We start from the raw sequence: 15,093 nt of genomic DNA on the forward strand, positions 1-15,093 counted from the left end.
AATCCGCTGTCAGAGCAGCATTTCGTAGAGGTCTGTGCGGCGGTCGCGGAAGAAGCCCCAGGCGGCGCGGGCGCGGTCGAGGTGGTCGAGGTCGAAGGCTGCGGTGATGACGCCTTGTTCGGTGCGGCCAAGCTCGGCGGCGATGGCGCCGGTTTCGTCCGCGATGAAGCTGGTGCCGTAGAAGACCTGGCCCTGCTCGTCACCCACACGGTTAGCGGCGACGACAGGGATGCAGTTGGCGACCGCATGGCCCTGCATGCCGCGGCGCCAGCGGGCGGCGGTGTCGAGGGACGCGTCCTGCGGCTCGGCGCCGATGGCGGTGGGATAGAGGAGCGCGTCGGCGCCCATCAGCGCCATGGCGCGCGCGCATTCGGGGAACCACTGGTCCCAGCAGATGCCGACGCCGATGCGGCCCTTCATCGTGTTCCAGACGCGGAAGCCGGTATCGCCGGGGCGGAAGTAATACTTCTCCTGATATCCGGGGCCATCGGGAATGTGGCTCTTGCGATAGACGCCGAGGGGCGTGCCATCGGCATCCAGCATGACGACCGAATTGAAATAGAGCGGGCCTTCCTTCTCATAGATCGAGACCGGGATGACGACGCCGAGCTCTGCGGCAAGCTCCGCAAGCTGATGAACGGCCGGATGGTCCTGCCACTCCATGGCGCGGGCGAAATGTTCCTCTTCCTGCGTCTTGCAGAAATAATGACCGCAGAACAGTTCCGGCGGCAGGATGACATCGGCGCCTTTTGCAGCCGCCTCGCGCACGAAGCCGGCGACGCGGGTGATGTTGTCCTGCACGTCATCGGACGGTGTGAACTGGATGGCGGCGAGCGTCAGTATACGGCTCATCGGGGCGGCTCCTCTCAGGCGGGGATTTCGCGGGTCATGCAATGGAAGCTGCCGCCGCCGGCCAGGATGGCGCGGGCCGGCAGGCCGATCACATCGCGGCCCGGGAACAGGGCTTTCATCTCCGACAGGGCGACAGCGGAAAAACGGTCCTCATAGACCGGAACGAAGACGGCGCGGTTGGTGAGGGTGAAATTCATATGGCTGGCAGGCACGGGCACACCGTCGCCGAAATGAATGAGGCCCGGCGAGGGAACGCTGGAGACCATGAGGCCGGCAGCGGTCAGCGTGCGTTCGATTTCCTGGAGGGTGTCCGCATTCGGATCATTCCGGTCAGCCGGATGCTGGCAGAGCACATGGCCGGGCGCGATGAAGCGGGCGATGTTGTCGACATGGCCGTCGGTGTGGTCGTTCATCAGGCCGTCGCCGAGCCAGACGATCTCCTCGACGCCGAAAGCGGCGCGCAGGGCGGCCTCGATTTCGGCCTCCGAGAGGGAGGGGTTGCGGTTGGGATTGAGGAGGCATTGGCGCGTTGTCAGCAGCACGCCTTCGCCATCGACATCGATGCCGCCGCCTTCCAGCACGATGGGGTGTGACCGGGCCGGCAGGTTTTCGCGCGCGGCGATGGCGGGAGCGGTCTGGGTATCGCCGTCCATCAGGTATTTGCCGCCCCAGCCATTGAAGCGGAAGACCTGCGCCTCGCGGGAGGCGCCTGTGCCGGTGATGATGGGGCCGGTATCGCGCAGCCAGATGTCGCCGGTCGGCAGCTCGACGATCTGCCCCTGCCCGCCGGTGGCGAGCCGGGCGGAGGCGGCGGCCTCGCGCGAGCCGCAGGCGACGCGAACAGGCACATAGGCGGCCGCCGCCCGGATGAAGGCGGCAATCTCGGTGCGCGCGGGTGTCAGGTCGCCGCCCCATTCCTCGGCGAGGCGGGGCCAACCGGCCCAGAGGGCGGCCTGGGGCGCCCATTCGGGCAAGAGGGTGCGGGTCGTCGTGTCAGTCATCTGGCGGGGCCTTGCCACAGCTTGGGTCAAACGAAAAGGGCGGCCCTCGGGGGGCCGCCCTTCCCTGTTCTCATATAGGGCGCGAGGGCCCGTCCAACTAGAACTCGTACCGGATGCCGATACGGGCTTTCCAGACGGAGGCGGCGTTGTTGCGGCTGCCAACGTTCTGGTTGCTGAAGGAGTTATAGCGGTACACACAGCTGTCCTGCGTGGTACAGGCCGTCCGGGCCGAGTCCAGCGTGAGCGCCGGGGCTGCAGCAATTCCGACGTTCTGGACATCGGAGCGCCGGACAAGGTCTGCGTTCACGATCGCCAGCTGGCCGTTGCCCGGAGAGTTATGGATCGTACCCCACTTGTCGTTGAGCAGGTTGCCGAAGTTCTCGACGTCGAAGACGAGCTTGAAGCGGTTATCGCCGACGAACTGGCGCGCACCCCAGATACCCGGGAGGTCCTGCTGGATGCGGAAATCCCAGCGCTGGTTCCAAGTCCCGGCGGCCGAGTTGACTTCGTGAATCTTGCCCTGCTCGATACCGTTGCGGCGGACATAATCACCGAAGGCAGCGAGGTTAAAGTTCGGGCCATAGACCACTTTCGGGTCGCCGAAGAGATCCGGGACGTAGAGCGGGTTGTTGGCGAAGGGATTTTCGTTGTTACCGGTCCGGCCGAACAGCGCGTTGGTGTTGTTGGAAACGTAGCTGTAGGTGAACGGACGGCCGGAGTCGAACTGACCGAAGAGGTCAACCCGGGTGGTCAGGTCGCTGATGAAGTCGCGCTCATAGCCGAGGCTGAGCTTGAAGGCATCTTCGACCTGATAGAGCGAGGTCCGCGGGCCGGGATTGTTCCGGTCAGCCGCCACCTGGCCACGGAAGGCCGACACGCCGCGGGAGGACGAGCCTTCGGTCAGCGCTTCGACATCCTGGTGCGAGTAGGCGAGGTAGAAGTCAAAGCCATTGTCGAAGGCCTTCTCGAGCGAGAAGGTGTAGACATAGCTTTCATCACCCGAAGCGTTCGTCAGGACCGTGCGGTTCGACAGGCCGAGAGCCTGAAGGTCTGCATAGATCGGCCGGCCGTCCGGCGCAACGCCGGGAGTCAGGCCGCCATTCGTCTGGGCGTATTCCTGCCAGAGGAACGAGTCCTTGGAGCGAGTGTGGAGAACCTGGAACGACGCGCGGTAATCGCGACCGAGATCAACCCCGCCGAAGTTGAGGTCGAAGGACTGGTCAACCCGCAGCGAGGCTTTCCAGTCGGACGGCAGCTTGAAGTTCGGGTCTATGGCGTCGATGGCCCTAACAGTGCCATTGGCAACGGCATCGAGCAGGGCTTGCGGCACCTGGCGCGGATCGACGTTCGCAAGGTTGTTGATCGCCGGCGGGATAACGACGAGAGGGGCAGCTGCGTTAAGCGTCCAGACGCCCGGATCGCCGCCCGAGAAGAGGCCGAAGCCGCCCGAAACGGTGGTGCGGCTGAGCGGTTCCCACCGGAAACCAAGGCGCGGCATGATCAGGTCAAGGCCGTCCGTGCTTTTCGTGTTGGGAATACCAACTTGCGCAAGGAAGGTCGGGTCGTTGGCTGCGCCGCTGTCGGTCGAAATGTACTCGTAGCGCAGACCAGCCGACAGCTCGAGTTCCGGCATCACCTGCCAGCGGGCCTGACCAAAGGCCGTGTAGCGGTCATAGGCGTACTGTGTGAGATACTCGGCAACATTGTTCGACCGGACGTTCCGGTAGTTCACGTTGGCGATGCGGTTGATCAGGTTCTGGCCGGCATTGTTGCCGGTGAACACGAACTGGCCTTGCGAGAACTGGGAGAAGCCGTTGGCGGCATCAAGGCTCTCGAATTCACCCCCGAAGGTGAAGATGAAGTCGTTCCACACATAGTCGCCTTGCGCGAACAGGGTCAGGCGCTCATCGGCATAGGTGTTGGTATGGCGGAACACATCGCAGCCACCAATGAAAGCACGAACGGTGTTACCGGAGGTGATTAGGCCTTCGAGCGGAGTGCCGGCCACCCGGGGAGTGTTCAGCTCCATCCTGATTTCGCCGACGCCTGTGCCGCCGCGGCAGTTCTGGAGACGCTCGTTCTCGGTGTAGGAGGCGCGCAGGCGCGTCGAGAAGTTCGGCGACCAGTCAGAGAAGAGCTGGGCGGTGTAGCTCGTCAGTTTCTGGGGTGTGTCATACCAGGCGGACTGGAAAGCGAGCGCGTTGGTGGAGTTGGCAACGCTGGTCTCTTCGGTGTCCTGGAACTGGAGTTGCAGGCGGTGGTTGTTGTTGATGTCCCAGTCAATTCGGGCGAAGATCCGCTCGGTCGTTTCCGGCACAGCGGCCTGCAGCGGACGGCCACCCATGTCGATGCCGTAGGTGTCGAGCACCAGCTGGTTCAGCGCTGTGTAGAGCTGCGGGTTGATGCCGAGGTTGCCGAGGTTGCCCGTGATATCAATCTGCTGGGCGGTCTCGAACTTGTCATAGGACAGCGAGAAGAACAGCCGGTCCTTGAGGATCGGGCCGCGCAGCGTGACGCCGTATTCCTTCTCTTCGAAGATGCCGGGGTTGAAGGAGCCTTCGCCGCCGAAGGTCTTGGTGCCGAGCCAGTCCTGGTCGCGGTAGTAGTAGAAGGCCGACCCGTCGATCTCGTTGGTGCCGCCGCGGGTCGTGACGTTGACCAGGCCGCCCGTGAAGCCAGAGGCCGTGACCGAATAGTCGGAGGCAACGAGCGAGACCGATTCGACGATGTCGATGTTGATCGGCGAACGGGCGGTCGGGAAGGTGTTGGAGCCGAGGCCGAGATTGTCCTGCTGGCGGGCGCCGTCGATGGTCACGGCGTTGAAGCGCGGGTTGACGCCGGCGACGGAGAGGTTGTTGGCGCCGCCGGAGATGGCGAGCGGGTCGCGGTTCAGCGTCGAGATCAGGTCGCGCGTCAGCGAGGGCTGGTTGGCAACGTCGCGGGCCGAGAAGTTGGAGCCGACACCGTTGTTGAGGTCGAGCTGGCTGATGGCCGAACCGGTGACGGTCACCACGCCCATGACGGCAGTGTCGTCAGCCGAGGCCAGGCGGATGCGCAGGGCCGGCGAGGTGCCGGGGGAGAGGCGGATGTCGCCGAGCGCTTCGCCTTCGAAGCCGGGCGCCGTGACGAAGATCGAGTACGGGCCGCCGGGACGCAGACCGGTCTGGAAGAAGTTGCCGTTGTTGCCGGTCGTCAGCGTGCTGGTCGAGCCGGTCGGCTGGTGGGTGATGGTGACCGTGGCGCCGGCGACAGCGGCGCCGTTCTGGTCAATAATGGTACCGCGAAGTTCAGAAGCGGTTTCCTGTGCGTACACAGCGGCGACAGGTGCCAGCGCCGCAAGAGCGGCGACAGACGCACTGCGGACGAAGAAATTCTTGATCATGTGGACTTCCCCAGGTTTGCAAACCAGTACCCTGCCCCCCTCGCGGGGCCGGGTTTGAGGCTGCCCTTAGCGGCGGTGAATGACAGATTAGTGACAAGCAATTGAAGGTTCGGAGTCTGTGTCCCGATGCGCTGCCGGTTTTCTCGTTGCGATGCAAAAATGACACGCCCGCGTATCAGGAGAGCTGCCCGCCGGGGATGCTCGCCCCCCTGTTCGCGGGCGGCCAGACCCCTTAAGACTGCCCGGGCGTTAAACCGGAGCTGCCATGCCGACTGCCTCCCCTTCCCGGCCGGACCATTGGGCGCGTGCCGCGCTGGCTGGCCTCATCCTGCTGTTTTTGCTGCGGATTCTGGCGATTCTTGCCTCCCCGCTCGAACTCTATGCGGATGAGGCGCAATACTGGCGATGGGCGCAGACGCTGGAATGGGGCTATTATTCGAAGCCGCCCCTGATCGCCTGGGTAATTCATATGACCACGGCGCTGTTCGGGGATGGACCCTGGGCCATCCGGATTGCCGCGCCGGTGCTGCACCTGGCGGCTGCGGTCCTGTTGTTCCTGACGGGGCGGGCGATTCTCGATTCGCGGGCCGGGTTTTTTGCCGCATTCCTGTATGCGCTGATGCCGGGGGTCGTCCTGTCCTCGGCGGTCCTGTCGACCGATGGGGTGCTGATGCCGGTCTGGTGCGCAGCCCTGTACCTTTACTGGCAGCTGCGCGCCGGCAAGGGCGGATGGGGACATGCGCTGGCGCTGGGCGCCGCGATCGGTACGGGCATGCTGGCGAAGTATGCGATGCTGTATTTCGTCATCGGTGTGGCGCTGACCGCGCTGATCGATCCGGCCTCGCGGCGGTTCGTGATCTCGGCGCGCGGGGCCGCTGCCGGGCTGGTCGCCGCGCTGATCCTGGCGCCGCACTTTGCCTGGAATGCGGCGAATGATTTCGAGACGGTGGGCCATACGGTCGACAATGCGAACCTCGGCGGGGACCTGTTCAATCCGGAAAATGCGCTGAGCTGGTTTGCCGATCAGCTGGGCCTGTTCGGGCCGGTGAGTTTCCTGGCGCTGCTGGCGGGGGCGTGGCTGTTCCGGGGGGCGAAGGATGAGGCGGCGCGGATCGACCGCTGGCTGATGTGCTTCATCCTGCCGGTGCTGGTGTTCATCCTGGCGCAGGCGGTCGTTTCGCGCGCCCATGCGAACTGGACGGCGACGGCGTATCCGGCGGCCGCGCTGCTGGTGGCGATCTGGTTCAGCCGCCAGATGCGCGGCGTGCTGTGGACGAGCCTTGGCCTGAACGGCGCGCTGGCAGGCGTGTTCATGGCGGGCACGGCGCTCCTCTCACCGGCGGTGACCGAGGCGCTGGGTGTCGACAATGCGATGAAACGGACGCGCGGCTGGGAAGCCTCTGCGGCCGCCGTATTCGCGGAGGCCGAACGGCTGGGCGCGACCGCCGTGCTGGTGGATGAGCGGGAGGCCTGGCACGGGCTGGACTATTATGGCCGGGACCGGGACGTGCCGCTGATTTCCTGGCGCCGCTATGGCGGGGCGAAGAGTTTTTCCGAGCGCGTGCCGCTGGAGGGGGCAATCGCCGAGCGGGTGCTGGTCGCCTCGGTCCATGCCGATTTCCGGCCCTACCTGCGCGGCGATTTCGAGACGTTCGAGCCTGTGGGTCAGGTGCGGATCGACCTTGGCCGGCGGGGCAATGGCTGCCCGATCACGCGTGTGTTCCAGCTCTACCTCGCGACCGGCCATGCACCGCCCGAGCGGACGCCGAAATGGGAAGCGCAGTTTTCAGGGCAGACCGAGTTTGCCGAGCCGCGCTGCCCTGCCCCGGAAGAGGATGCGGGCTGAGGCAGAACAGAACTCAGTGGCCGGGCTGGGCGTTGCCCCAGAGGGCGCGCAGGCGGTCATCCCGGCCGCAGGACTTGCGGTAGAAGTCGTAGCGGATGGGGTTCTTCAGGTAGTAGTCCTGATGATAGGCCTCGGCGGGCCAGAATTCGGCGGCCGCCAGAACCGGCGTAACCAACTCGGTGCGCAGCTCTGCCGCTGCGGCTGCGAGCACGGCTTCTGCCGCGCGGCGCTCGCTTTCTGAGGCGACGAAGAAGGCTGTACGGTAGCTTTCGCCCCGGTCGCAGAACTGGCCGCCGGCATCGATCGGGTCGATCGTGCGGATGAAATAGCGGGCGAGCTGTTCATAGGAGATGCGGGCGGGGTCGTAGGTCACTTTCACGGCCTCGTAATGGCCGGTGCCGCCGCGCGTGACCTGCTGGTAGGTCGGCCGCTGGGTGCGCCCACCCGTATAGCCCGAGACAGTATCAATGACGCCGTCGAGCTTGTCGAAATCGGCCTCGACACACCAGAAACAGCCGCCGGCGAAGACTGCCGTGGCGACGCGCACCGGCGCATCCTGCGCGCGCAGGTTCTCGGCCGTGGCGCTGGTCGAGAAGAACGCGATCAGACCGGCGAGGAGGCCGGCAGTGAGCGCGATCAGGAGGGCGGGGCGGCGGGTAAACATCTGGAACACGGGCACGCGGGACTTCGTTGACTGGGGCGAGGCGGGGCCTTGCGGTACTGGAGCGTGACGTAGGGGCTAGCACACCGTGCTTAAAGGCCAGGCAACAGCGCAAGGTGGATTTGTCACGGGGATGTGACACGTTTGCATCGCCTGCCGGGGCCAATGCCCAGATCGCAGGCTTCAGGCGGGATCGTCTGTCAGCACACGGACGCGGACACGGGTGGTGCGCCCCTCCCCGTCAACCGCGCTGACAAGGTAGAAGCCCGGCCGGTCGGGCCGCCAGACCGGCGCGCCGGCATCATCGAGGGCCGAGGGCTCGCCATCGATATACCAGCTGAGCGCCCCGGCGCCGCGCCCGGAGAGGACAAAGGGGCGCGGCGGGCGGCCATTTACCGAGCCGGCCCAGAGTTCCGCGCCGTTCGGGGGGAAGAGGATTTCCGGGGGCCGGTCGGCGGCGAAGGCCTCAAGGGGCCCGCGCGCGCGGGTGCGCGGATCGGCGCTGAGGCGGCGGGCGCTGTCGCCTTCATCGCGCAGGTGATGGGCGGCGCGGTCGGCAAGCTCGAACAGGATCGGCAGGGCGATCTCGCGGCCCGTGACGCCGGTGCGCGGGGCGCCGTCGGCCCGCCCGACCCAGACGATGATGACATGCTCGCCCGAGACCGCCGCAGCCCAGGCATCGCGGAAGCCATAGGACGTGCCGGTCTTGAAGGCGACCTGCGGGGCGCCTTGGGTCAGCTGGCCGGGCATGCGGCCTTCGGGGCTGGGCGAGCCCTGCAGGATACGGAGGATCTCTGCCGCGCTGTCCTCGCTCATCAGGCGGTTGCCGGGGCCGTGGCGGCTGGCGATTTCATCCTCCGCGCGCCAGACGAGCGGCTTGGCGATGCCGCCATCGCCTAGGGCGGCGTAGAGGATGGCCAGCTCGCGCGCGGTGAGCCCTGCCCCGCCGAGCGCGATGGCGAGGCCGGCGGCCTCGCCGCGCGCGCTGCCGGTGCGGGGGCGGGCGCCGGCCATGGTGAGCTGGGCGGTGAAGCGGTCTGCGCCGACCCGGTCGAGCATCAGCACGGCGGGAATGTTCAGCGAATGCTGGAGCGCATCGGAGACGCGGACGTCGCCCCGGAACATGCGGTCGAAGTTTTCCGGCTGGTAGCCGGCGAAGCGGCGCGGCAGATCGGAAATGCGCGTATCGGCGCCGGCGGCGCCATCATCGAAGGCGAGGGCGTAGATGAAGGGCTTGAGCGTGGAGCCGGGCGAGCGGGGGCGGTTGGTGAGGTCGATCCAGCCGCCGGGCCGATCGCGGGTGGCGGAGCCCGCGAGCGCGCGCACGGCGCGGGTGGGCGTGTGGACGACGAGGACCGAGACCTGCACATCCGGGCCTTCGCCGAGGGCGCGGGTGAGCGCGATGCGCTCGACCTCGGCCTGCAGCGAGGCGTCGATCGTGGAGCGCACGTCGCCCGGCGGGCTGTTTGCGCGGACGGCTTCGGCGCCGTGCCAGGCGCGGGCGGGAAAATCGAGGCGGCGGGCGGGCACCGATACGGAGGCGACCTCGGCGATGTCTGCCTCAGCGAAGACGCCGTAGCGGGCGAGCTTTTCGGCCACCCAGTTGCGGGCGCGGGCGGCGGCCTCCGGGCGCCGGTCCGGCCTTCGGGCTTCGGGCGATTGCGGCAGGGCAATGAGGAGCGCGATTTCATCCGTGGAGAGACGGTCTGCCTCGCGGCCGAAATAGCTCCATGTGGCGGCGCGCACGCCTTCAAGGTTGCCGCCATAGGGGGTGAGGGAGAGGTAGAGCTCCAGGATCTCGCGCTTGGAGAGACGGCGCTCGAGCTGGTTGGCGCGCCAGATCTCGATCAGCTTGGAGCCGGCATTGCGCGGGCGCGGCTCCAGCATCCGTGCGGTCTGCATCGTCAGGGTCGAGCCGCCGGACACAATGCGGCCGGAACGGGCGCTGTCAAAGGCGGCGCGGGCAAGGCCCGTCCAGTCGGTGCCGTGATGGCTCCAGAAGCGCTTGTCCTCAACGCGGATCAGCGCGTCGATGAAATCGGGGTCGACCGCGTCAAGATCGACATGGAAACGCCAGCGGCCATCCTCTGTCGGGAAGGCGCGCAGGGGCCGGCCGGCGCGGTCTGTGATGAGGACGGAAGTGCCGCCCGCGCGCTCCAGTGGCGGCGGGGCGAGGATGTCGAAGAGCAGCACCGCCGCGACGAGCGCCGCGAGGCCTGCAAGGAGCCGGAGGGGGATATGCTGACCGGCCAAGCGCCTTGTCCCTCCCCTCTTCGCCTCAGCGTCCGCCGGCGGCGCCCTGCGCGGCGAGGATGGTAACGCGGCCCGGCGCCGAGCGGGCGTAGACATCGGGGCGGTACATGTCCTCCGCGACGACGCCGGGGACGGCGAAGCTGCCCGGCGTGACGGCGCGCACGACATAGGCGAGCGTGACCGGCTGATCGGCGACATCAATGGCGGCGACGAAGCGGTCGTCCTGCGCCTCGGCGCTCTGGGCGCGGGCGATACGGCCGAGGAAGCCGAAGGCGCCGGTGCGCATCCGGTCTTCGCCGGTGCGCCAGTCATACTCCGTCAACTGACCATCGGCAGGGCGCAGCACAGTCTCGATCTCGAAACCGGCAGGGAGCAGGTCTGCGACGATGACCGGATTCACGCGGCGCTCTTCCGGCGTGATCGTCAGGGCAATGATGAGCCGGTCGCCCTGGCGCAGCTGGGAGATGTCTGCCGGGCGGCCTGCGAGCGAGAGGAAGCGCTTGTCGGCGGTGAGGCGCGAGGTGGCGGCCGGAGGCGGCTGGCTGGGCGCGCCGGTGACGAGCACGGTGCGGAACATCGGCGTCTCCCCGCCGAGGCGGAAGGTGGCGCCGCTGGCGATCTCTGCGGCGGTCAGCCGGTACTGGCGCTGGTTGTCGCGGCCCGAGCCGAGGCCTTCGGTGCGCACATCCAGGGCGGGCGCGCCGCCGGAGAGGGCGTTGACCGCGACGAGGAGGAAGGCTTTCTCCTGCGTCATCAGGTTATCCGCCTGCGGAACATCCCGGGCGAGGCGCTCGCCGAGGCGGGCAACGACTTCCGGGAAGTTTGCCTCGGCGGCGAGGCCGGTGATGGCGGCGAGGTCGCGCAGTGGCGTCTGGTAATAGTCGCCGGTATTGTTGTAGCCGAGCTTTTCCTCTGCCGAGCGGAAAGCCGAGGCGCCCCGGGCGCGGTCGCCCAGCAGGGCAAGGGCTGCCCCGATCTGGGCGCGGGCGAGCGGGCTTTCGATATTGCCGAGTTCCCGGTCGTGCAGGTAGCGCAGGCGCGAGATGTCGGCCTCACCGGCGCGGGCGAGGACATAGAGCGCATAGGCGGCGGAGCGGTACATCAGCTGCTGGGTCGAGTCGCTGGAATAGCGGCTTTCATAGACTTCAGCGTCATAGCCATAGACGCGCCAGCTATCTCCCGAGGCGATATTGCGCAGCGAGCCCCAGGCGCGGCTGAGCGCTTCATCGGGGACGGAATATCCGGCCTGTTTGGCGCGGAGCACGAAGTCTGCCGTATACGCACCGAGCCAGGGCGAGGCATAGCCGTCTCCCTCGCGCCAGAGGCCGAACGCACCGTCCGCCCCCTGACGGTTGAGCACTGTGCTGAGCGCGGCCTGCACACGGTCGCGCGGGGTCTGGGCGGTGTCCCCCGCGCCCATCGCGCCGATCTGCTCGGAATAGAGGAGCGGCAGGGCGCGGCTGGTGATCTGCTCGGTGCAGCCATAGGGGTAGCGGTCGAGCGAGGCATAGAGCGTGGCGGCATCAATCGGCAGCGGCGAGAAGCCGATGCTGACTTCCGCCGAGCCGGGGACATAACCCGCGATGAGGGACTGGTTCGCCGTGAAGGTTTCGCCGGGGCGCATCAGCTGGCGCGTTGCGCGGGTTTCCGGCAGCCAGGGCGAGCGCGTCTGGATGTCATAGCTGCGTTCGGTCGTATAGCGGTCCGGGCCGGTGACAGCGAGCCGGACGGTGGAGATGCCCTCGCCCGAGGCGGTGATGCGGACGGGAATGTCCGCCCGCTGACGGGGCTGGAGGGTGCGGGTCAGCTCGCTGTCGGCGGTCGAGACCTGGCCCGTGGCGCCGACGCGGGCGCTGAACTGGCCGGCGCCGAGCTCCACATTGTCGATGCTGGCGGTGATGGTCGCCTCGTCGCCGGGGGCGAGGAAGCGCGGCATAACGAGATCGGCGGGCGCACGCTCGCGCACGATCATCTTGCCGTCGGCAGCGCCAACCCCGGTGCGCGACCAGGCGACGGCCATCAGGCGCAGCTCGCCATTGAATTCGGGCAATTCGAACGGGACGCGGGCGCGGCCCGAGCGGCCGACTTCGACAAGGCCGGAATAGAGCACGACGGATTTGACCGGCACAACGGTGAGGCCTTCGCCGCCGAGCTGGTCGCCGCCGGTGCGCACTTCGGCAGGCATTCCGAGGTTGGGATCAAGCAGGCGGCCATAATCATCGTGCAGGTCCACGCCGAGCGCCTTGCGGCCGAAATAATGGGCGGCCGGGTCCGGCGAGCGGAATTTGGTGAGTTGCAGGATGCCTTCGTCGACGGCGGCAAGGGTCAGGAAGACCGGCTCGCGCGGGCCGCCATCTATCTTGACCTCGACCATCTGGCGCGTGCGCGGGCGGGCGACATCAGGCGCGTCGATGGAGAGCGCAAAGGTGCGCGCGGCCATATCGACGGGCACATGGGCGACGCCGACGGCGCGGCGGGGCTTGGCGCGCAGGACGGGATCGCGGCCGGAATAGACGGTGACCATGACATAGGCGCCCTCCCCCCATTCCTCCGTGACCGGAAGGGTGATGCGGGTGCCGGATGTGCTGACGGCAAGGTTCTGGACCGAGAGGACACGGTCGGTGGCGACGACGACCTGGGCCTGGCCATCATAGGGCGGCAGCACGGTGAGCTCTGCCTGCTGGCCGACGCGCGGAGTGCGCTCGGCGGCGACGATCCGGACACGGTCGGGGGCTTCGGTGCCGTCTGCGGTGGTAAAACCGCCCCAGCCGACATTGAAGCCCATGGAGACGGCGGCATCCGAGCCCTGAGCCTGATTCTCGACGATCAGCTCATGGCTACCCCAGTCGAGGCCGGGCACTGTGATCTGCGCGGTGCCGCCGGCGGGGGTCGAGACGACGCCTTCATTGACGCGCGTGACGGTCCGCGAGCGGCGCCAGTTCCAGCGGCCATCCCCGTCGCGGTACCAGTCATAATGGTAGTCGATGCGCAGCACTTTCCAGCCGAGGCGGCTCGCGACGGCGCTGCCGTCCGCATTGACGGCGAGGATGTCGAAAGTGGCGTCGCCGCCTTCCTGCACGGAGGCGTCAAAGCCGGGCTTCACGCCGAGATAGAGCGCTTCGGGGCGGTAGGGGATGCGGACGCTGTCAGCGACGGCGCGGCCGCCGGGCTCCAGCACGCTGATGACCGTGTTGAGGCGCAGCGGGATGCCGGAATTGGAACCGGCCGTGCCGGGCGCGAGGCGGACGGTGGCCTTGCCGGCGCCATCGGTGGTCGCATCCGGGAATTCGAGGATCTGCTGGGAAAAGCTCTGGTCATGGCGGCCATAGCGGAAGCCTTCGAAGGCGCGGAAGGGCGCAGGATCAGGCTCCATGCGCGCTTCGGTCTTGACCGTGAGGCCGGCGCCGGGGGCGCCGTAGAGGAAGCGGGCAGCGATCTCCACCGAACGGGTGCCGCCGGCGCGGATTGGGGTCGTCTCGTCCGTCGTCAGATCAACGGCGATGCGCTGGGGCACGAAATCCTCGACCGCGAAACGCATCTCGCCCGCCGGGGCGGTCAGGCCGTCGATCTCGAGGGCCACGCGCCACTGGCCGCGGGCGGCGCCGCGCGGGACGGCATAGGTGTTCATCACCGCGCCGGAGGCCGGATCGGTGAAGCGGGTCTTCGAGGCAACAAGGCCGTTCGGGCGGTAGACGACGAGATGGCCATTGCGGCCGGTGACCTGCCGGCCTGCCCGGTCGCGCAGCATGGCGGTGATCTCGACGTTCTCGCCGGGGCGATAAATTCCGCGGTCGGAGTAAATATAGGCATCGACCGGGCCGGGCGTGCGGCGCCCGCCGATGGCGTGTTCGGAAAGGTCCACCGGCGCGCGAAGGAGGTCGAGCGCGGCGAGTTCGCCCCGGGCATTGGTGGCGGTGACGAGGCGGGGCGCCATCGTCCCCTGCCCGCTCATCAGCGGCTTGTCGAAAGTGACGCGGCCAGCGGAATCCGGGCGCACTTCAGCCAGCACGGTGTTGTTAGCAGCGAGCAGCTGCACGGTCGCGTCGCTGACAGTGCGCCCGTCGCGCAGCGAGCGGAGGGTGACATCGAGGCCATGCTCGCCGGCATAGGCGGTGAGGGCGAGATCCGTCAGCAGGATCCAGCGGCCGGAGGAGGCCGGCGGGCCTTCGCCGGGGCTGAGCTTAGCTGCATCCTCGACACGGACGAAATAGGCGCCGGGTGTCATCCGGCCGGTGACGTCCTGCAACGGGAAGACGGTGACGACCGGCCCGTTGGGCACGTTTGCGACATCCATGGAGCCGGAGAAGATCACCTCGCCGACATCCTCGGGCGAGTCCGCGCCCCAGAGCCAGGACCAGCCGCCCTGACGCACTGTCTGGCCCTCGGTGATGTTCTTGAACACCAGCGCGCGGTCGTTGATGCGCGAGACGGTGACATTCACGCGGTCGACATTGACGGTCTCGACGGGGAGGCCATCGGCATTCTCGCGCGGGAGGATGACGCCGGTGCCCTTGAAGCCGACGAAAGGCGGGCGGTCTGCAAAGTCGATCGGCACGGTTTCGGTGCGGCGCAGCTGGCGGCCATCGGCAGAGGGCAGGCCGGTCAGCAGGGTCGCGGTGCGGCTGCTGCCGAAGGTGAGGCCGCCGACGCAGAGCTCGCTGCCCTGCACGCTGAGCGCGGGGCGGAAGGCGGGGCGGAATTCGACATATGGCGAATAGTCGGCCTGCGGATCGAGCGCGGCGGAGAAGACGAAACAGGCGAGCGGCTGTTCGCCCGAGGTGTCGATGCGGTAGCGGAAATAGGCGAAGTCCTGCGGTTCGGCTTCGCGGGCGCGGCGGCGGGCTTCCTCGCGGCGGCGGGCGGCGACCTGATCGGCGGGCGAGCGGGCGACGAAGACTTCGGCGTCCTCATCCTCGCCGGGCGAGCGCTGTGTCTGCGACCCGCCACAGGCGGCGAGGATCACAGCGAGAAGGAGAACGAGCAGAAGCGCGCTGACGCCCCCCCAGAGGCCGCGAAGCTGAACTGCCATGGGTTGTGTCCTCCGAAATGTCCGCCCGCCTCTTCTTACACCCGAACGGCGCGGCGCCAACAGGGCGCG

7 protein-coding genes are annotated in these 15,093 nt (G+C 67.6%); 1 reads left to right on the forward strand and 6 read right to left on the reverse strand.

Features of this window, described 5'->3' with window-relative positions:
• Window positions 1-9: 9 nt before the first annotated feature.
• From aguB to ACK4SV_RS02410, 3 genes are all read right to left on the reverse strand, one after another.
• Window positions 10-852, reverse strand: a complete 843-nt coding sequence (gene aguB / locus ACK4SV_RS02400) for an N-carbamoylputrescine amidase (protein ID WP_409916195.1) — start codon at window positions 850-852, stop codon at window positions 10-12.
• A gap of 14 nt (window positions 853-866) precedes the next feature.
• Window positions 867-1,853 (reverse strand): agmatine deiminase family protein, encoded by a 987-nt coding sequence (locus ACK4SV_RS02405; protein ID WP_409916196.1) that lies wholly within the window; start codon window positions 1,851-1,853, stop codon window positions 867-869.
• A 97-nt stretch (window positions 1,854-1,950) separates the two neighbouring features.
• On the reverse strand, window positions 1,951-5,235 hold the full coding sequence (locus tag ACK4SV_RS02410; RefSeq protein WP_409916197.1) for a TonB-dependent receptor domain-containing protein: 3,285 nt from the start codon (window positions 5,233-5,235) through the stop codon (window positions 1,951-1,953).
• Between the two features lie 265 nt (window positions 5,236-5,500).
• On the opposite strand from ACK4SV_RS02410, the gene ACK4SV_RS02415 reads away from it, so the two are divergent.
• Window positions 5,501-7,081, forward strand: coding sequence for an ArnT family glycosyltransferase (locus ACK4SV_RS02415; protein ID WP_409916198.1), 1,581 nt, complete (start codon window positions 5,501-5,503; stop codon window positions 7,079-7,081).
• 13 nt (window positions 7,082-7,094) lie between these two features.
• Here ACK4SV_RS02415 and msrA read toward each other — a convergent pair whose 3' ends face one another.
• The 3 genes from msrA to ACK4SV_RS02430 form a co-directional block, all read right to left on the reverse strand.
• On the reverse strand, window positions 7,095-7,745 hold the full coding sequence (msrA, locus tag ACK4SV_RS02420) for a peptide-methionine (S)-S-oxide reductase MsrA (protein WP_409916323.1): 651 nt from the start codon (window positions 7,743-7,745) through the stop codon (window positions 7,095-7,097).
• A gap of 180 nt (window positions 7,746-7,925) precedes the next feature.
• Window positions 7,926-9,995 (reverse strand): penicillin-binding protein 1C, encoded by a 2,070-nt coding sequence (gene pbpC / locus ACK4SV_RS02425; protein ID WP_409916199.1) that lies wholly within the window; start codon window positions 9,993-9,995, stop codon window positions 7,926-7,928.
• A 25-nt stretch (window positions 9,996-10,020) separates the two neighbouring features.
• Window positions 10,021-15,024 carry an alpha-2-macroglobulin family protein gene (locus ACK4SV_RS02430; RefSeq protein WP_409916200.1) on the reverse strand — a complete coding sequence of 1,668 codons (5,004 nt, stop codon included), beginning with the start codon at window positions 15,022-15,024 and terminating at the stop codon, window positions 10,021-10,023.
• Window positions 15,025-15,093 lie beyond the last annotated feature (69 nt).

It is taken from the genome of Hyphomonas sp., from assembly GCF_046313735.1.
Taxonomy (GTDB): Bacteria; Pseudomonadota; Alphaproteobacteria; order Caulobacterales; family Hyphomonadaceae; genus Hyphomonas.

Coding starts and splice junctions, on each gene's coding strand:
- ACK4SV_RS02430 (WP_409916200.1), bottom strand. CDS start 15,024: ATGGCAGTTCAGCTTCGCGGCCTCTGGGGGGGCGTCAGCGCGCTTCTG.
- ACK4SV_RS02410 (WP_409916197.1), bottom strand. CDS start 5,235: ATGATCAAGAATTTCTTCGTCCGCAGTGCGTCTGTCGCCGCTCTTGCG.
- msrA (WP_409916323.1), bottom strand. CDS start 7,745: ATGTTTACCCGCCGCCCCGCCCTCCTGATCGCGCTCACTGCCGGCCTC.
- aguB (WP_409916195.1), bottom strand. CDS start 852: ATGAGCCGTATACTGACGCTCGCCGCCATCCAGTTCACACCGTCCGAT.
- ACK4SV_RS02415 (WP_409916198.1), top strand. CDS start 5,501: ATGCCGACTGCCTCCCCTTCCCGGCCGGACCATTGGGCGCGTGCCGCG.
- ACK4SV_RS02405 (WP_409916196.1), bottom strand. CDS start 1,853: ATGACTGACACGACGACCCGCACCCTCTTGCCCGAATGGGCGCCCCAG.